This window comes from Ruegeria sp. F5 (genome assembly GCF_056533845.1).
The window spans coordinates 110,975-128,588 of sequence record NZ_JBQFOU010000001.1; the positions used below are offsets into that span (position 1 = coordinate 110,975).

13 protein-coding genes are annotated in these 17,614 nt (G+C 61.5%); 10 read left to right on the forward strand and 3 right to left on the reverse strand.

Annotation, left to right across the window (positions count from 1 at the left end; translation table 11 throughout):
• Nucleotides 1–2: 2 nt before the first annotated feature.
• The 9 genes from ACR0K1_RS00485 (at nt 3) to ACR0K1_RS00525 (ending at nt 12,381) form a co-directional block, all read left to right on the forward strand.
• Nucleotides 3–2,108 (forward strand): type VI secretion system Vgr family protein, encoded by a 2,106-nt coding sequence (locus tag ACR0K1_RS00485; RefSeq protein WP_480848039.1) that lies wholly within the window; start codon nt 3–5, stop codon nt 2,106–2,108.
• A 10-nt stretch (nt 2,109–2,118) separates the two neighbouring features.
• The gene (locus ACR0K1_RS00490) at nt 2,119–2,730 is read left to right on the forward strand and encodes a DUF6931 family protein (RefSeq protein WP_480848041.1); all 612 of its coding nucleotides are present in this window, start codon (nt 2,119–2,121) and stop codon (nt 2,728–2,730) included.
• A 2-nt stretch (nt 2,731–2,732) separates the two neighbouring features.
• Nucleotides 2,733–3,041 carry a PAAR domain-containing protein gene (locus tag ACR0K1_RS00495; protein ID WP_480611688.1) on the forward strand — a complete coding sequence of 103 codons (309 nt, stop codon included), beginning with the start codon at nt 2,733–2,735 and terminating at the stop codon, nt 3,039–3,041.
• A 10-nt stretch (nt 3,042–3,051) separates the two neighbouring features.
• Entirely contained in the window at nt 3,052–4,500 is a 1,449-nt protein-coding gene (gene tagH / locus ACR0K1_RS00500) for a type VI secretion system-associated FHA domain protein TagH (protein ID WP_480848044.1), read from the forward strand.
• Between the two features lie 38 nt (nt 4,501–4,538).
• Entirely contained in the window at nt 4,539–5,879 is a 1,341-nt protein-coding gene (gene tssK / locus ACR0K1_RS00505) for a type VI secretion system baseplate subunit TssK (RefSeq protein WP_480848046.1), read from the forward strand.
• A gap of 97 nt (nt 5,880–5,976) precedes the next feature.
• A complete protein-coding gene (gene icmH / locus ACR0K1_RS00510; RefSeq protein ID WP_480848048.1) occupies nt 5,977–7,404 on the forward strand; it encodes a type IVB secretion system protein IcmH/DotU in 1,428 nt (475 codons plus the stop codon).
• A gap of 2 nt (nt 7,405–7,406) precedes the next feature.
• On the forward strand, nt 7,407–10,976 hold the full coding sequence (tssM, locus tag ACR0K1_RS00515) for a type VI secretion system membrane subunit TssM (RefSeq protein WP_480848050.1): 3,570 nt from the start codon (nt 7,407–7,409) through the stop codon (nt 10,974–10,976).
• Nucleotides 10,976–11,662, forward strand: a complete 687-nt coding sequence (gene tagF, locus ACR0K1_RS00520) for a type VI secretion system-associated protein TagF (RefSeq protein WP_480848053.1) — start codon at nt 10,976–10,978, stop codon at nt 11,660–11,662. The genes tssM and tagF overlap by 1 nt, the downstream gene beginning before the upstream one ends.
• Nucleotides 11,659–12,381 carry a PP2C family protein-serine/threonine phosphatase gene (locus ACR0K1_RS00525; protein ID WP_480611682.1) on the forward strand — a complete coding sequence of 241 codons (723 nt, stop codon included), beginning with the start codon at nt 11,659–11,661 and terminating at the stop codon, nt 12,379–12,381. Before tagF ends, ACR0K1_RS00525 begins: the two co-directional genes overlap by 4 nt.
• A 1-nt stretch (nt 12,382) precedes the next feature.
• Here ACR0K1_RS00525 and ACR0K1_RS00530 read toward each other — a convergent pair whose 3' ends face one another.
• From ACR0K1_RS00530 to ACR0K1_RS00540, 3 genes are read right to left on the reverse strand one after another with little or no spacing between them, the layout of a single operon-like run.
• The gene (locus tag ACR0K1_RS00530) at nt 12,383–13,609 is read right to left on the reverse strand and encodes a hypothetical protein (protein ID WP_480848056.1); all 1,227 of its coding nucleotides are present in this window, start codon (nt 13,607–13,609) and stop codon (nt 12,383–12,385) included.
• 20 nt (nt 13,610–13,629) lie between these two features.
• Nucleotides 13,630–15,834, reverse strand: coding sequence for a serine/threonine protein kinase (locus tag ACR0K1_RS00535; RefSeq protein ID WP_480848058.1), 2,205 nt, complete (start codon nt 15,832–15,834; stop codon nt 13,630–13,632).
• A gap of 38 nt (nt 15,835–15,872) precedes the next feature.
• The gene (locus ACR0K1_RS00540; RefSeq protein WP_480848060.1) at nt 15,873–16,448 is read right to left on the reverse strand and encodes an OmpA family protein; all 576 of its coding nucleotides are present in this window, start codon (nt 16,446–16,448) and stop codon (nt 15,873–15,875) included.
• A gap of 166 nt (nt 16,449–16,614) precedes the next feature.
• On the opposite strand from ACR0K1_RS00540, the gene ACR0K1_RS00545 reads away from it, so the two are divergent.
• Nucleotides 16,615–17,454: a M15 family metallopeptidase gene (locus ACR0K1_RS00545; protein ID WP_480848062.1), complete on the forward strand. Its 840-nt coding sequence runs from the start codon at nt 16,615–16,617 to the stop codon at nt 17,452–17,454.
• Nucleotides 17,455–17,614: the final 160 nt, after the last annotated feature.

The following is a 17,614-nucleotide window of genomic DNA, read 5'->3' on the forward strand; positions in this document are numbered from 1 at the left end:
AAATGGCGCAAAGTCTGCAAAGTAAAGAGTGGCCCCTTCGGATCACCGGTTCATACAGCTATGACGAAGACGAACTTGTCATCCGGCGCGCGATCGTGACGGAAAAGCTGGGCGAGTTGACGGATATTCAGGTCGAGGTTCTGTCCCCGGACAAGTCCATCGCTTTGGACAAGCTGCTGGGCAAGATCATGACCATCCACATGGCCGCCGCCAAGGGGGCCGAGCGCAAGTTCACTGGCACGATTGTGCGCGTCGAACGGCTGGCGCTGCGCGACGGTTTTGTACAGTTGCTGGCGGAACTGCGCCCCTGGTTCTGGATGCTGGACCAGACCACCGACAGCCGCATTTTCCAGAATATGACCGCCGTGCAGATTATTGAACAAATCTTCGGCGAATACGCGTTCTCGGACTTCAAAAAGAGCCTGAGCGCCAGCTATCAGCAGCGGGAATACTGCGTTCAGTACCGGGAAACCGATTTCGATTTCATCTCGCGGCTGATGCAGGAAGAGGGCATCTATTACTATTTCGATTACGCGAACGCCGAGGACAAGCTGGAAACGCTGGTGCTGTGCGACGATGTTTCCGCACACAAGCCCATCGAAGGTACATCGTCGATCGAATACCGCCCCGGCGATGACTACAAGCAGCGCTTGCCCGATTGCGTGTCGGAATGGGCCAGCTCGCAAGAGGTGGTGCCGGGTGTCGTGTCGCTGCGGGATTTCGATTTCACCACTCCGAACGCCAAGCTGGACGTGCGGGCAAACACCAAGACCAAGGCCACGCATAACTACAAAAGCTATGAGCTTTATGATGCGCCCGGCCACTACTACAAGGAAACCAAGCTTGGCACGACCCGCGCTCAGGTCCGGATGGAGGCCGAGGATGCCCGGTTCGACCGCCGCCGGGGCCGCGCCTCGGTCCGGGCGATGGAGGTGGGTAAGACCTTCACATTGAAGGAACATCCCGAAAAGGCGCAAAACGACGATTACCTGATCACCGAGGCCACCTATTACTTGCAGACGACCGAGGGCTACGGGTTCGAGAAGAACTCGCAAGACCTCGACACCGGCGCGCTGGAATTTCCGGATGACGCCGGTGAGATGTTCATGATCGAGTTCGAGGCGCAGCCGAAATCGGTCAAGTACCGCTCGGCCCTGACCACGCCGTGGCCCGAGGTTTCGGGGCTGCACACCGCCATTGTGACCGGCAAGAGCGGCGAGGAAATCTGGACCGACAAGCACGGGCGCATCAAGGTGCAGTTCCATTGGGATCGCGAAGGCAAGAAGGACGAGAACACCACCTGCTGGGTGCGAGTCGTCACGCCTTGGTCCGGCAAGAACTGGGGCATGGTCAGCATTCCCCGAATCGGTCAGGAAGTGGTAATCCAGTTCGAAGAGGGCGATCCGGACCGGCCGATTTGCACCGGCATGCTCTATAATGCTGACACCATGCCGCCCTATGCGCTGCCTGCCAATCAGACCCAGACAGGGATCAAGACGCGGTCCTCAAAAGGCGGCAGCGCCGAGATGTTCAACGAACTAATGTTCGAAGACAAGAAGGGCGAGGAACTGGTGCGCTTTCAGGCGCAGAAGGACCATGAAAAACTGGTCAAGAACATGTCCACCATCACCGTTGGCTATGACAAGCTGGACAAGGGCGGCAATGGCGGCGACGGCTGTCTGAGCCAGGTGGTCAAGAAAAACGTGGATGAGACGATCAAAGAGGGCGACCATACCTTCAAGATCGAAACCGGCAGCCAGACGGTCGAAATCAAGACCGACCAGACCGAAACGGTCGAAGGCAAGTCCACCCGCACCGTGACCGGCAACAATACCGAAACCATCAAGACCGGCAACAAGACGACCACGGTGAACACGGGCAATATTCAGGTCGATGCCAAGTCGGGCAAGATCACCATCACCGCGATGCAGTCGATTGAACTGAAAGTGGGTGGATCGTCGATCAAGCTTGATCCGACCAGCATCACTGTCAAAAGCACGATGATCAAGGTTCAGGCCAATGCCAAGCTGGACGCAAAAAGCCCGATGACGACCGTGAACGGCGATGCCATGCTGACCCTCAAGGGCGGCCTGACCATGATCAATTAGGGTTGGTGAGATGAGCGAACGATTTGCCAAGATGACCAAAACGCCGCAAGTGCCCGCCGCACGGATGCTGGCGGATGCCAACGCGCGGCTGAGCACCAAGCTGGACGCCCCGGCCAGTGCTCCGCTGGACGTGGTGCTGGGCGAGCTTGATGAAAAAGGCGCGGCCATCGATATTCTGCGCCTGCTGGGTGTTGCCCTGCCGCCACGCGAGCGGGTGTGGTGGTCGTGCCTGGCGGCCCGCGACTACATCGGGGAAGCGCCTGACAACAACACCCCGGCTTTGGCCGCGTCCGAGGAATGGGTGTTCCGCCCGACCGAGGAAAACCGCGAAAAAGCCGGGGAAACCATTGATCTGGCCGAACCGGATGACGAGACGATTAACTGCGCAATGGGCGTGTTATACTCGGAAGGCACGCTGGGCACCGGCGATCTGGCGACCATGCCCGCTCCGCCCGGGGCCGCCGAAACCCTGGCTTTTGCGATGAATGTTGTTGCGATGGACAACCACGAAGGCGATTTTGACGCATACGTGCAGTTGCTGATCGATCGCGGCGTCGATATTGCTCGGGGTGGGAACGGTAAGCTGGACCGCGACGGGGCCGGTTCAGAGATGAAGGAGTAGACATGGGATTTCCACAAGCCCGCGTCACCGATATGCACTTGTGCACGCTGCCGGCCCCGCCGCCGGCGCCGCCGCCACCCGCACCGGTTCCGATGCCGATCATGCCGCCCTGCTGCCCCACCGTTCTGGTGTCAAAGCTGCCTGCGGCGCGGATAACCGATCTGGCGACGCCCGCCTTTCCGCATCCGATCGTCAAAGGGTCGGCAACGGTGCTGATCAGCAAGCTTCCGGCGGCGCGGGTCACTGATAACTGCGCCTGTGGCGGTCTTATCATACCGCCCTGCTGCCCCACCGTACTGGTCGGAGGATGAAGACAAACGCATGACGGTCATTCTGAAATTCCAATCCACCGGTATCGTTCCGGGCGACGGGCGCCCGGTTTCGATGCAGGGGGGCTCTTTGACCGTGGGGCGCGGCCCGGCCAATGATCTGGTCTTGCCGGACCCCGAAAAGACGCTGAGCAAAAGCCATTTCGTGATCGAGGATCACAACGGCAATGTGGTGATCGTGGATCTGTCGACCAACGGCACCTTTCTGAACTATTCCAAGATCGCTTTGGGCCGGACGCCCACGCCGCTGAACAATGGCGACGTGCTGACCGCAGGCGGCTACGAGATGGTGGTCGAGATCGGGGCCGATCTGCCCACTTTCGAGGAAATGATCCCGCAGCCGATGCAGCAGGGCGGGGTGTCGCCGGGCCAGTCGCAGAACGCGCCCGACCCGCTGGCCTTGCTGGACGATGCCGGGCCCGGAGGCGACTTTCTGGATGATCTTCTGGGCGGCGATGCCAAGGGCCCCGGCCAGATTTCCACGCCCGACCCGATGGATGAGTTGCTGCCGCCGCTGGACGATGACGATCCGTTTTTTGCCAAGCCCAAGGACGCACATGCAGATATGGGGGCCAGCGATCCGATGCATAACCCGTCGGCCTCGGATGCGTTTTCCGCGCCGCAGGCCGGGGGCGGGGCCAATCTGATCCCGGATGACTGGGACGACGACCTGCTGTCCCCATCGGGTGGCACAGGTCAGGATCCGTTTGCCGCGCCGGAGCCCACAAAGCCTGCCGCACCGCCGCCACCGACAAAACCGACGCCCGGAGGTCAGGCCGAAGCGCCAGCGCCGACGCCTGAACCTGCGCCGGAACCACCCAAGGTGGAATCTCCGACCCCCGCTCCTGCACCCGCAGGGGATCAATCCGCCGCGCGCGCGCTGCTTGAAGCGCTCGAGGTTGACGATCTGCAGATCGACGATGCCGATCTGCCCGCCACGATGGGCCGGATGGGGCGCGTCCTGCGGGCAATGATCACCGGGCTGCGGGAAATCCTGATGACCCGCACCTCGATCAAGTCCGAGTTTCGCATTGACCAGACGATGATCAGCGCGGGCGGGAACAATCCGCTCAAGTTTTCGATCAGCCCGGAACAGGCCATCGAGGCCTTGGTGAAACCCCGCGTCAAAGGCTATCTGGCCTCGGAGGAGGCGACCGAACAGGCGCTGAATGACATCAAGGCGCATGAGGTCGCGATGGTGACGGGTATGGAAGCGGCGCTGAAAGGCGTGCTGGCCCGGCTGGACCCGGACGTATTGGCGGGAAAAATTGAGGGTTCCGGCAAACTTGGGTCACTTTTTAAGGGTAAAAAGGCCCAGTACTGGGAAGTGTATGAGAAGATGTACGCAGATATCTCGGATCAGGCAGAGAATGATTTTCACGATCTATTCAGCCGGGAATTCGCGCGCGCCTATAAGGAACAGCTGGAAAAGCTGAAATAAAGCCCGGCTAGGGCGGTAAGAACAAGGGAGGGCAGCCATTGTCCTGGGACAGCAAGGTGCTTTGGACCGAAGGGTTGTTTCTGCAGCCCCATCACTTCCAGCAGGCCGACCGGTATACCGAGGCGCTGGTCGCCGGGCTGGCGCGCCGTGTGACGCCCTATGCCTGGGGGCTGAGCGCGCTTGAGATCGATGATGAGGTTCTGAAGGTCGGGCAGTTTGCGCTGAAATCCTGCTCGGGTCTGACGCCGGACGGGCAGGTGTTCCGCGTACCGCAGGCCGAAGACCACCCGCCCGCGTTGGAAGTGCCTGAAACGATCAAGGATTGCGTGGTCTACCTGACCGTGCCGCAGCGGCGGCAGGGCGCGTCCGAGGTGGATCTGAGCGGGGCCGAACAATCTGTCAGCCGCCTGCGCCCGGCGGAACAGGAAATCACCGATGTTATGAGCCAGCAGAAAAAGCCGGTGACGCTGGGTGTCGGCAAGCTGCGGCTGCAATTTGCGCTGGCGGTGGACGATCTGGCCGACAAGCTGGCCATCCCAATCGCTCGGATCATCGAGGTGCGCCCGGATAAAGAGATCATACTGGACCGCGGCTTCATCCCCTCGGTGATCGATGTGCGCGCCGGCCCGGCGCTGGCCGGGTTCATGAACGAGCTTGAGGGGATGCTGTCGCACCGGGTGCAGGCGCTGGCCGGGCGACTGTCCGAAGGTGGCCCTGCCAAGGGCGCGGCGGAAATTTCCGACTTCCTGCTGCTGATGACCATCAACCGCAACCTGCCGCTGGTGCGCCATTTCGCCAATATCGAAAACGTGCACCCGGAACATGCCTACCGGGTCTGTGTCGCGATGGCGGGCGAGCTTGCGACCTTCATGAGCGCCGAGAAAGAAGCGGTGCAATTCCCCGCCTATCAGCATGACAATCTGACTGAATCCTTCGCGCCGGTGATCCGCACCCTGCGCCAGTACCTGAGTTCGGTTCTGGAACAGACCGCAATCTCGATCCCGCTGGAGCCGCGCAAATACGGCATCAGCGTCGGCGTCATCGCCGACCGCAAGCTGATCGGGAACGCGGGCTTTGTGCTGGCCGTCAACGCCGATATCCCGGCCGAAGATGTGCGGCGGCATTTCGCGGGTCAGGCCAAGACCGGTCCGGTCGAGGAAATCCGCCAGCTAGTGAACTCGGCCCTGCCCGGGATCACGCTGCGCCCGCTGCCGGTCGCGCCGCGCCAGATTCCCTATCATTCGGGGGTGGTTTACTTCGAACTGGATGCAGCCAGCCCCTATTGGTCCAAGATGACCACTTCGGGCGGGATCGCTGTGCATGTGTCGGGGCAGTATCCGGGGCTTCAGATGGAGCTTTGGGCGATCCGCAACCAGTAAATGTGAAGACGATTACTGGCTGCGGCGAAACAATTTGATAGGGCTGCCCAAAGTGGGTCACACTCTGACATGGGGGCCTTGAGGAAGCAGGTAGACGATGTCCGACAAAGATCCTTTTGCCGAACCGGACGATACGGATAAGACGGTGATCCGACCCAATCCGGGCGGGCGGCGTCAGGCTGGCGGCACGCCGCAACAGCCTCCTGCGCCGCAGCAACCGGCCGGATATCCCGATCCTTTGCAGGTTCCGCAACCACAGCCCGCCCCCACGGCGGGCTATGGTGTGCCGCCCGTTCAGCCGCCGCAATCGCAGCCTCCACAGGGCGGGGCCGAAGATGTGGCGACCACCGGCATGAACCGGCTGAATGCCTGCGCCGCCTCGCTGTTTTCGCTGATCAGCCGCATCCGCAACCGGGCGCAGCATATGGACCCGGACAAGCTGCGCCAAAGCGTCGTGGCCGAGGTCCGCAGTTTTGAGAATGCCGCCCTGCAAGCCGGTATCCCGGCGCAAACCGTCAAGGTCGCGCGCTACGCGCTGTGCGCGACGCTGGACGATGTGGTTCTGAACACGCCCTGGGGCGGGCAATCCAGCTGGGCCACGCAATCTCTGGTCGGCACGTTCCACCGCGAGACCGTGGGCGGCGACCGGTTTTATGATCTGCTGGCGCGGCTGGAACAGGACCCGGCAAACAATATCGAACTGCTGGAATTCGTCTATATGTGCCTGTCGCTGGGGTTCGAGGGCCGTCTGCGCGTCGAACAGGGCGGCCCCGACAAGCATCTGCAAATCCGGCAGGGCCTTGCCCGCATCATCCGGGCGCAACGCGGCGATGTCGAACGGGATCTGGCCCCCCATTGGCAGGGCGTGGATAAACCGTATCGCGCGCTCAGCATGTGGAAGCCGGTCTGGATCGCGCTTGGTGTCACGGCCCTGTTGCTGATCATCGAGTTCGGCGGGCTGTCCTATCTGCTGTCGAACAAGACCGAAAATCTTGTGGGCCAGATGTCGGTCATCGACGCAGGTCCCGTGACCGAGTTGCAGCGCCGCGCACCGCCACCGCCGCCACCGCCGCCGCAGGCCCAGCCGCAGGTGGAAAAAGTCGTGGAATTCCTGAAGCCCGAGATCGACGAGGGTCTGGTCGAGGTCTTTGAAAAGGGCAACACGCTGATCATCCGAATCAAGGGTTCGGGCATGTTCGGCTCGGGATCCGACCATCTGCAGGACAAGTTCCGCGAGCCGGTGCGCCGGGTCGCCGTGGCATTGAACGAGGAACCCGGCGCGGTGATCGTGGCCGGGCATTCCGACAATGTGCCGATCCGGTCCTCACGGTTCCCATCGAACCTGGCGCTGTCGCTGGCGCGCGCGAAATCGGTGATGAACCAGATGGCGGGCGAGATGGCAAAGCCGGATCGCCTCAGCGCCGAGGGCCGCGCCGACAGCGAACCGATTGCTGACAATTCGACCCGAGAAGGCCGGGCCACCAACCGCCGGATCGAGGTCCTGCTGGTACAAGAGGAGAACTGATCGTGTTCTTCAGAATTCTGAGATTCGTCTTTTTGTCGATCTACACGGTGCTGTTTTTCACCGCGACGGCGCTGTCTTTGTGCCTGTATTTCTTCGGGCCTCTGATCGGCTCGGATGAATGGCGTCCGCTGGATGGGGTCGGCACCCGCCTGATCTGGTGCGGGGTCATCTACTTTATCTTCCTCAGCATTGCGCTGACCATTTTCTTTGTCCGCCGCCGCCGCGAGAAGAAGCTGACCGAAGAGATCACCGAGGCCGTCAGCGATGGCGGCGACATGATCGACAGCGAAATCTCGGAACTGCGCGGCAAGCTGAAAACCGCAATGGCGGCGCTGCGCAAATCCAAGAATGGGCGACGGCATCTGAACGAGTTGCCGTGGTACGTGATGATCGGTCCGCCGGGCGCAGGCAAGACCACGGCCATCGTAAACTCCGGCCTGAACTTCCCTCTGGCCGACGAGATGGGCAAGACTGCCATCGGCGGCGTGGGCGGTACGCGCAACTGCGACTGGTGGTTCACCGAAAACGCGGTTCTGATCGACACGGCGGGGCGCTACACGACGCAGGAAAGCGACGCGCAGGTCGACAATGCGGCCTGGATCGGGTTCCTGAGCCTGCTCAAGAAATACCGCAGGCGCCAGCCGATCAACGGGGCGATGATCGCGATTTCCCTGTCTGACCTGTCCCTTCAGGACGAGATCACGCAGAAAGAGCACGCAAAGGCCGTGCGCCGCCGTCTGGAAGAACTGCGTGAGAAATTGGGCGTGCGCTTCCCGGTCTATATCCTGTTTACCAAGGCCGATCTAATCGCGGGCTTTGCCGAGTTCTACGACAATCTGGGTAAGGAAGACCGCGAACAGGTCTGGGGGTTTACCCTGCCGCTGGACAAATCTCGCGCGGAACAATCGCCTGTGGCAGCGTTTGACGAGGAATTCGCGCTGCTGCTGGGCCGCCTCAACGCGCAATCGCTGGAACGGATGCAGACAGAAACCGACCCGCAGCGACGCGCGCTGATTGCCGGGTTCCCGATGCAGGTGGCCTCGGTCCGCAAGGTGGCGCATGAGTTCCTGACCGAGGTGTTTCAGGACAGTCGCTATCAGCACCGCCACATGCTGCGGGGGGTGTATTTCACATCCGGCACGCAGGAAGGCACGCCGATTGACCGTCTGATGCTGGGCATGGCGCGTACGTTCGGGATCGGGCGGCAGGCCATCGGGTCGGGGCAGGGTTCGGGCCGGTCCTATTTCCTGACCCGCCTGTTTGACCGGGTGATCTTTCCCGAGGCCGGTCTGGTCAGCGCCGATGACAAGGTGGAACGCCGTTACCGGATCACCAAATGGGTCTCGGTCGCCGCAACCGTTGTGGCGGCTGTCACCGTTGGCACCCTGCTGGTGCGCAGTTTTTCGGGCAATTCCGACCTGATCGCTGAGGCGCAAGAGGGCGTCTCGGCCTATCAGGCTGCCGCTGCAACGCTGCCGCCCAGCCCGGTGGGGGACACCGATCTGGTGCCCGTAGTGCAGGCGCTGAACACGTTGCGCGATCTGCCCGCCAACCCGACCCTGTCCGACCCCGAGCCGGAAACGCGTCTGACCTATGGTCTGTATCAGGGCGACGTGATCGGCACTCAGGCGGCGCAAACCTACCGCGCCGCGCTGAACCAGCGTTTCCTGCCGCGCCTGCTGCTGCGTCTGGAAGAGCAGATGAGCGCCAATATCAACAATCCGGATGTGCTGTACGAGGCGCTCAAGGTCTATCTGATGCTGGGCCTGCAGGGGCCGATGAACCAGAACCTGGTCAAGGAATGGATGAATATCGACTGGACGGTGTCCTTCCCCGGACCCACGCGAGAAGACTTCCGCGCCGATCTGAACGACCATCTGGACGCTCTGCTGAGCCAGCCGATGCAGGAGGTCGCTCTGAACGGGCCGATGGTAGAACAGATTCAGGGCATCCTGTCGGAATTGCCACTGGCGCAGCGGGTGTATAACGGCATCGTTTCCAGCCCGTCGGCAACCGCCCTGCAGGAATGGCGTATCACCGATGTCGGAGGTCCTGCCGTGGGCCGGGTTCTGGTCCGGTCCTCGGGCAAGCCGCTGAATGCCGGGATCGAGGGGATATTCACCCATAACGGGTTCAACGATGTTTTCCTTGGCGAAGCCTTGGGTGTGGCCAAACGTGTACAGAAAGAAAGCTGGGTTCTGGGCCCACGTGGCGAGGCCGAGCAGACCGAACAGGCGCTGGCGGCGCTCAGCCGCGACGTGCTCGATCTGTATTACAACGACTATATCGCACGCTATGACGCGATGCTGGGCGATATCGACATCGTGCCGATGGAAAGCCTGAGCCATGCGGTTGAAGTGACCAATGTGCTCTCAGGCCCGACCTCGCCCATCGTGAATGTCCTGACGTCGATCTCGGATGAAACCAAGCTGACCGAAAGCCGCTCGGCGCTGCCCAATACAGATGCTCTGAACGAGGGGCTGTCGGATGCGGCCAGCCTTGAGATTCAATCGGCAACCTCGGTGCAGGCGCAGATTTTGTTGGAGGCTTTGGCGAAGTCCAGCGGGGCCGGTGTCGGCGAACCGGTGCAGCAGCCGGGTCAGTATGTCGAGGATCGGTTCTCGTGGCTGCACCAACTGGTGGACAGTCAGGAGGGCCAGCCCTCGCAGCTTGATCTTCTGATGGGATCGTTGACTGGCGTCTATCAGGAGCTGAACAAAATGTCGTTCAGCGGCGTGTCTGGCGGTCAAACCGGGCAGGCGCTGCAGCAGTTTCAGCAGGAAGCGGCCCGCATTCCCGGCCCGATGGAACGTTGGGCGGTGCAGATCATCGACGGATCGTCCGGGATCACGTCGGACAGCACCCGGTCGTCGATCAATGCGCGCTGGCAGGCCAGTGTGCTGCCCTTCTGCGAGCAGGTCGTCACGGACCGGTATCCGTTCAATCGCCGGTCGGGCGCGGATGTGGCGATGGGTGATTTCGGCAAACTGTTCGGCCCGCAGGGTCTGATCGATTCGTTTTTCAACGAAAACCTCGCCAAACATGTGGATATGCGCACCCGTCCATGGTCGTGGAAATCCGGCGTGAACGAGGCCGATCTGGGCATCAGTCAGGCGGTTCTGACCCAGTTCCAGAACGCCGCCGAGATCAAGGAAGCGTTCTTTGCCGCTGGCCCGCAGCCGCAGATTCAGTTCCAGATCATGCCCGAGGCGCTGGACCCCAAAGCCAAGGGCGTGAAGCTGGAAATCGACGGCCAGACGCTGGATTTCCGCCATCGCGGCGGGCTGCCCTCGCCCATGGCCGTAACGTGGCCCGGTTCGGTCGGTCTGGCGCGCGTCAGTTTCGAGCCGGAAAAGCGCAATATCGAAAGCGTGCTGTCCAAGGACGGGCCCTGGGCCTGGTTCCGCCTGCTGGATGCGGCCGAGGTGCGGCGCACCAATGTCTCGGACCGCAAAAAGGTGATCTTCAATGTCGGCGGCCGCATCGCGATCTTCCAGTTGCAGTCCGGCTCGGTCATCAACCCCTTTGCCCTGCCGGCGCTGCAGAAATTCAGCTGCCCGAAGTCGTTCTGATGCAACAGGCCTGGTTTGGCGCATTCGGCAAGATGCCCTCGGTCGGGGATTTCTTTCGCCTTGGCGTGGCACCGGCCTTTGTGCAGCCCTGGGACGAGTGGATTCAGCGCAGCATGCTGGCGGCGTCCGAGGGCTTGGGTCAGGCCTGGGACGAGCATTACATGTCCGCCCCGATCTGGCGGTTCTGCCTGTCGCCGGGGCTGGCCGGGCCGAAAAAGATGCTGGGTGTTCTGATGCCCTCGGTGGATCGCGTCGGGCGGCGCTTTCCGCTGACGCTGGCCGCGCCTGTGTCGAACGAAGGCTCGGCCATTCTGGCGCATTTCCGGGCGTCCGAGACGTATCGCCAACTGGAAGACCTGGTCCTCGCTGCGCTCGAGGACGACATGACCCGCGACAGGTTGGAAGCCGCGCTGGCGGAACTGGCTGTGCCGATGCAACAACCAACCGCACCGGTGCGCGCCAGCGGCCCGACTATGGTCCTGACCCGCGGCGAAGTGTCGGACAGTCTGCTGCCCGATCTGGCGGCGGGGCTGATGTCGCAAAGATATCGCACTCCCAGCATTTGGAGCACCGAAATCGGCGGCGTGCCCCGGATGATGGTCTGCGAAGGTTTACCGGATGGGGCAAACATGCAAGGTTTGTTCAACCTGCATGCCGCATTGTGGACCGAGGCAAGACCAATATGAATTCAAGTCACCGCGTTCGGTACAGCGCGCGCAGCCATGTCGGCCTTAAGCGCAAGATCAACGAAGACGCGGTGCTGGCGCTGCCCGAGGAAAGCCTGTGGCTGGTGGCCGATGGCATGGGCGGGCACGAGGCGGGCGATTATGCCAGCCGCCTTGTTGCCGATATGGTCGCGGCCATTCCGCCGGGTCTGCCGCCCTCGGACCGGCTTGGGACATTGCGCGACGTGATCCGAAAAGCCCATGCGGTGATCCGGCAAGAGGCCGAAGCGCGCGGCGGCGGCACCATTGGCACGACTGTGGCCTGCATGATGCTGGCCAACGGGCATTTTGTCGGGCTCTGGGCCGGGGACAGCCGGATTTACCTGCTGCGCGACGGCAAGATTCAGATGCTGACCACCGATCATTCCGTGGTGGCCGATCTGGTGCTGGCCGGACAGATGAGCTGGGACGAGGCCGAGCAGCATCCGCAATCCAACGCCATCACCCGCGCGGTGGGTGTGGGGGAAGAACTGGAGCTGGACAAGATTCGGGGCGAGGTTCAACCGGGCGACCGGTTTCTGATCTGCTCAGATGGGCTGAGCAAATACGCCACGTTTCCGATGTTGGAAAAAGCCCTGTCCCAGATGCCGATCGAGACGGTGGCGGATCAGTTGATCCAGATCGCCCTCGATGGCGGCGGGGCGGACAATATCACCGTGATTGTGGTGGATATTCTGTAACTTAGCTAAAGGACGGCAACGGCGGCAGTGGCGGGGCAGGTGGCAGCTGCATCCCGGCAAGGCTGTCTTTGATCGCTCCGATATCGGTGTTGCACGCGTCGCACGGCCCCATTGGCAAGGTCTTTGCCAGTTTTGCCAGCGACTGCAGCGTTGGCAGAATGGGTACGGCGGGCGGCTGAACGCTCATCGATGCGGCCAGATTCACCGCGCCGCTCTGCGCCGCCTGCGCGCCCTGCGTGATGTCATCAATCTTGGGCAGCGCATCCAGTTGCATCTGAAGCGCCTGCGCCTCGAGCGGCATGGGCACGTTCAGGCGGGCGATATAGCTGAGCATTGCGTTCACCCGCGCCACCCCGGCGGGGGTCAGGGCGTCGGGGCCGAACGCTTCCTGTATCGTGGCAAGGTCCTTGAGTTGATCCGCCATGGCCTGCAGGTCTTCAAGCGAGACGGGTAGGTTGGGCACCGGAACCGTCGACAGGGCGGCCAGTTGACCCATCAGTGCCTTCATCATGTTGGGATCGGATATGGGCGGCAGCCCCATGGCTGCGGGTGCCGTTGCCGCCGGGGCCAGCAACGCCAGTTGCCGCGCGAGGTTGAGTTTCGGCAGCGGCAGGGCAAACGGGGGCAGGGTGATGCGCGGCAATGAGGCCGCGAAGTTCAGCGCCGCCGAGCAGGTGCCGCGCGATCCACCGGCCTCGCCAACTTCCATCGCGCCCTCAAACGAGTAATCCAGCCCGGCCAGCGCCATCGGGCAGATGCCCTGCGCCCGCAGCGCAAGGGTCATGTTGGCGGCCAGCGTCATGTTCTGAAGCTGCGGTCCCGGGATTGACGGCATCGCCTGCGCCTGCGGCAGCACATTTGCAGCCAGGCTTAGAACCGCCTGCTGGATTTCGGCCAGCAGGGCGCGCGGGTCGGCCAGCGGAAACCCGGCAACCGCCAGTTTCATCATCATCGAAATGGCGCCGCCGCCATCGCCGGGCAGGATCGGCGGCAGGGCGATATTGGGTGCTTTCGCCGCCATCGTCGCCTGCAGGTACATATCGGGCGTCATCGCGGGCAGCATCGCGTTCAGCTTCAGGTCCGCCCGCGCCTGACCGCTGGCGTTGCCCTGCAGACCCAGCAGGGCGAGCAGTTTCATCATCTGCGGCGGCACCGCCTGAACCGACAGATTGGCGGTTGGCGTCAGGTTTGGCAGCGTCGCCGCGTTGGATTTGCAAAAGCAGGGCATGGAAGAAGGGCCACCCGTTTCTATTGTTCCAGAGTGGTCAGAATGCGGCTGTCGAGCGACAGGATCTGCGTGTCGACATTGCGGTCCTGCTCGCGCAGGGCTTCGGCATAGCCGGCGGCGGATTCCGTGGTGGGGCGCAGGGTATCGAACAGCTGATTGTCGGTGTGCAGCACGATGACCTTGCTTTTGCCCAGCGTTGAGTCGTCAACCTCAAAAGCGATACCCCCGTTTTCCTGACTTTCGGGGATTGAATAGGCCACACGCACTGACACAGGGCCAGTTTCCCCGTCTCGTAGTGCTGCGACATTGTTTTCGGTGCGCGTCACATTGGGCAGAAGGTGGAATACGTTACCAGACACGTCCAGCACTGACACCGATAAGAAACCGTCCTGCACATCAACTGGAAGATCGACATCGATCACGGGGTTTTGCCCGACCAAAAAATCGCCCGCAGGATTCGGTGCATTGCCTTGTTCACCGTTATAAAAGGCGATCGAGATATCACTGGCCGGAGCGCTCGGCAGGAAATTCTCGATCAGGCAGAGTGTCGGGTTCAGTAGCGCAACCTGATCCAAATCCAGCGGCCGCGATCCGGCCAAAGCGGTCAGTGCGGTTCTGAGCCCGACCATGCTGTCCTGCGAGGCCAACGTGCCGCTGACCTGTATCGGGCTTTCGGGTCCGTATCCCGTCGCCGGAGCGTCGACCAGTTTCAATGCGCCGCAATCGGCCAGCCCGGACAGGACTGGCCGTATCTCGGCCGCGGACAGGAACAGGGGTTCAAGGTCCAGCTCAACCGTTCCCTGCAACCCGGCGGGCAGACCGGCGGAATAGAGCTGTTCCAACTCTGCGTGCAAAGCCTCATTCGTGGTCAGACCTGTCAGCTTGGCGTCATTCCCGTTCACCACGAGCCGCCATTCATCCATCTCCATGACCGATCCGATCACATCGGTGACCGCGCGGCCCCATGTTTCCGAAATGTCGCCCGAGGCCAGCGTCAGATCGACCTCGCCGCCTTCGGCGGTGATCTCGCTGGTCATGGTGTCGCGGGCGGATTCAGACGGCACGAACCCCACGGCCCGCGGGGGCAGGCCATCGCGTTTGTCGGCCACCAGCGTATAAGGGGCGGCCACCGGGTAACTCGGCCCAAGAAAGCTGTCGAACACACCGGCAAAATAGCCACCGGCCCCGATGCCCGCCACGGCAAGAACGCTGAGGATGGGCACAAGCGCACCGCGCGATGTCTTGGGCGCGGGTTGGGCCGGTTTTGGCGCAGGGGTATCCGAACCTCGGACCGGTTCCGGTTGTGCCATGACCAGTTCCGGTGTTGCGGACTGGCTTTTAGGCACAATCACGGTCACGTCTTCGTCCAAATCCGGTAGGGCTTGCTCGACCGTTCCCGACCGCGCCGAGGCGAGCGCGCGCAGAACGTCGCTGGCCGTCTGATACCGGTCGTCGGGATCGGGCGCGGTCATCTTGTCGAGGATCGATTTCAGCGGCTCGGGGACAGAAGCCGTATCCAGCGGCGATTTCTTGTTTTCGACAACCTCCAGCAGATTGCGCCCGGCATCGGCTTTTTGGCCCCGGAAATTGGCCAGCAGCAGCGCGCCCAGCGAGTAGATGTCGGTGCGCTGGTCGGTCTTGCCCGACAATTGTTCGGGCGCGGCATAGGCGTATTTGCCCGCAAACTCGCCGCCGACAATGGTTTCCGCGCCGGGATTGGTGTCTTTGGCGATGCCGAAATCGATGATCACCGCCTGGGCCGGATCGCCATCGCGCAGGATGATGTTGTCAGGGCTCAGATCGCGGTGCACGATATTGCGGGCATGGGCGGCTTCAAGCCCTTCGCACACCCGTTTGCAGACGGTCAGAATGTCCGCCGCCGACATCGGCCCTTCGCTGAGCTTCTGGTCCAGCCCCGGGCCGTCGACATAATCCATCACCAGATAGACATGGCCGTCCGCCGTGCGGTTGTTCTCGGAATAACGCACAACCGCGTCGTGGCGGATGTCGCGGATTTCTTCCTCGCGGGTCAGCAGGACCAGATAGTCGTCATTGCTGGAAAATTCTGCCTTCAGAACCTTCAACGCGGCGAGCCGCCCCGAAATTTCAGAGCGGGCCCGGTAGACGTCAGATGTACCGCCCCGCCCAAGGATGGCTTCGATCCGATATGTATTGTTTACCAGATCGCCCGGCTGAAACAGGTCGCCTGCGCGGGATTCGGTCATGCTGCCCTCGGAAATTCTTGTGGTTAGCAGATACTAAATCAGCCGAGAGCCTGGAATTCAACGCGGCGGTTTTCGTCCGCGCGCGGATTGTCCTTGTTCAGAGGTTCTGCTTCGCCGACGCCCAGCACTTCCAGCCGTGTTTCGGCAATACCGCAATCGCTGACGAGGAAGCGTTTGACCTCTTTCGCGCGCAGCAGCGACAGGTTCTGGTTGTATTCGGCAGAGCCGGCGCTGTCAGTGTGACCGATGATCTGGAAAACGCTCACATCCACGTTTTTCATCGCTTGGCACAGTGAGCTCAGCTTTGGTTTCTGATCGGGCCGCAGCGAAGCCGAGGCGAAATCGAACCGAATCTGGATATTCACCTGATCTTCCGCAGCCACCGGCTGATACTCGGTGGGGGCGGCGGCAACAGTTGTTTCAGCCGCGTCTTCCGTTGCCGTGTCGCCGGTATTCGAGGGCACGATAACCAGACCACGTGTCTTTTGCTTGTTGAACGCGTCGGTGATCTCGTCAGCCGTCAGTTCATTTGTCTGGGCCAGCGCAAGCTGCGTTGTACACACAACCGCAAAAGCCGAAGCCCCGATGAATTTCAAAGATGAAAGTGCGAACATAACCTTAGTCCTTCCTGTTTGACACAAAGAGTACCGTTGCGTCTGACGGGCGACAATGAAGAAAGTCACACTTGTGAAGCACAATTTTGGGGCAATTGCGTGACATCCCGCCCTGCGCCTTCTAGGTTTACGCCCGAAGGCGGCAGGAAACGGGAAAACAAGGCAAATGCGCATCGTTCCGGCGATAATCTTAGGGGTAGCGATCATACTTGCCCCGATCATCTGGTATGTGTTCCCGCTGATCGTTCCGATGGAGGACAATTTCGAAGGACCCGCAATAGACTCGGGTGCGCGGATCGAGATTGAAATGCTCAGCCAGCAGATTGACGATATGCGCAACCAGCTGGAACAACTGTCGCTGGAAATCTCGCGTTCGCAAAGCGGTGGCCCCATCTTTCAGCAGGGCAACGAGGATGCGGACAGCTTCGGATATGACAGCACCACGCCGAATGAGATCATCGACGCTTATGCGCAGGTCGTCCTGATCGCCAACCGAAACAACGTGAACAAGGATCTTGAACTGGCGGGGTCGTCTTTCCTGAAGGACACGTTCGGCCTGCCGCGCGAGGATCTGACGGATGAATGCCAGTCGATGACGAACCCCCGGCTGGAAGAAAAGCTGGTATTGGAAGAGGTCGGGCCGGTCCGGGTGCGGATGCTGAAACCTGCGGTTGATTCGCTGCGCGCCGTGTTCGAGAATATTCGCCGCACCGATCCTGACCTTTATGCGCGGATCAACACGGCCGGGTCGCTATGTGTGCGCCGCATTCGCGGGGCGACATCCTCGGCCTCGGCCCATGCCTATGGTCTGGCCGTCGATCTGAACATCGACGGTGTTCTGGACACGCTGGGGGATGGAAAAACGCAGCTGGGCCTGACAATTCTCGCCGATTTCTTCCGGCAGGAGGGCTGGGTCTGGGGCGCGGCCTGGGGGCGCGAGGATTCGATGCATTTCGAGGTTAGCCGCAACAAGATCGAGGAATGGCTTGAACAGGGCCTTCTTTAGTGACGGCAGATGTGATCGGCATTTGTGATGTCCGACACAGACGCTGGCGTAAAAACGCTCAATACGATGTGGGACAATTCCAACAGGCACCGGGTAATGTACTATACAATCTTGCTTTGCTGCGCGGGCTGCGCTTTTCTAAGCGCTGTTCCACTCTTCC

Coding starts and splice junctions, on each gene's coding strand:
- tagF (WP_480848053.1), top strand. CDS start 10,976: ATGCAACAGGCCTGGTTTGGCGCATTCGGCAAGATGCCCTCGGTCGGG.
- tagH (WP_480848044.1), top strand. CDS start 3,052: ATGACGGTCATTCTGAAATTCCAATCCACCGGTATCGTTCCGGGCGAC.
- icmH (WP_480848048.1), top strand. CDS start 5,977: ATGTCCGACAAAGATCCTTTTGCCGAACCGGACGATACGGATAAGACG.
- ACR0K1_RS00535 (WP_480848058.1), bottom strand. CDS start 15,834: ATGACCGAATCCCGCGCAGGCGACCTGTTTCAGCCGGGCGATCTGGTA.
- ACR0K1_RS00485 (WP_480848039.1), top strand. CDS start 3: ATGGCGCAAAGTCTGCAAAGTAAAGAGTGGCCCCTTCGGATCACCGGT.
- ACR0K1_RS00530 (WP_480848056.1), bottom strand. CDS start 13,609: ATGCCCTGCTTTTGCAAATCCAACGCGGCGACGCTGCCAAACCTGACG.
- ACR0K1_RS00540 (WP_480848060.1), bottom strand. CDS start 16,448: ATGTTCGCACTTTCATCTTTGAAATTCATCGGGGCTTCGGCTTTTGCG.
- ACR0K1_RS00495 (WP_480611688.1), top strand. CDS start 2,733: ATGGGATTTCCACAAGCCCGCGTCACCGATATGCACTTGTGCACGCTG.
- ACR0K1_RS00525 (WP_480611682.1), top strand. CDS start 11,659: ATGAATTCAAGTCACCGCGTTCGGTACAGCGCGCGCAGCCATGTCGGC.
- ACR0K1_RS00490 (WP_480848041.1), top strand. CDS start 2,119: ATGAGCGAACGATTTGCCAAGATGACCAAAACGCCGCAAGTGCCCGCC.
- ACR0K1_RS00545 (WP_480848062.1), top strand. CDS start 16,615: ATGCGCATCGTTCCGGCGATAATCTTAGGGGTAGCGATCATACTTGCC.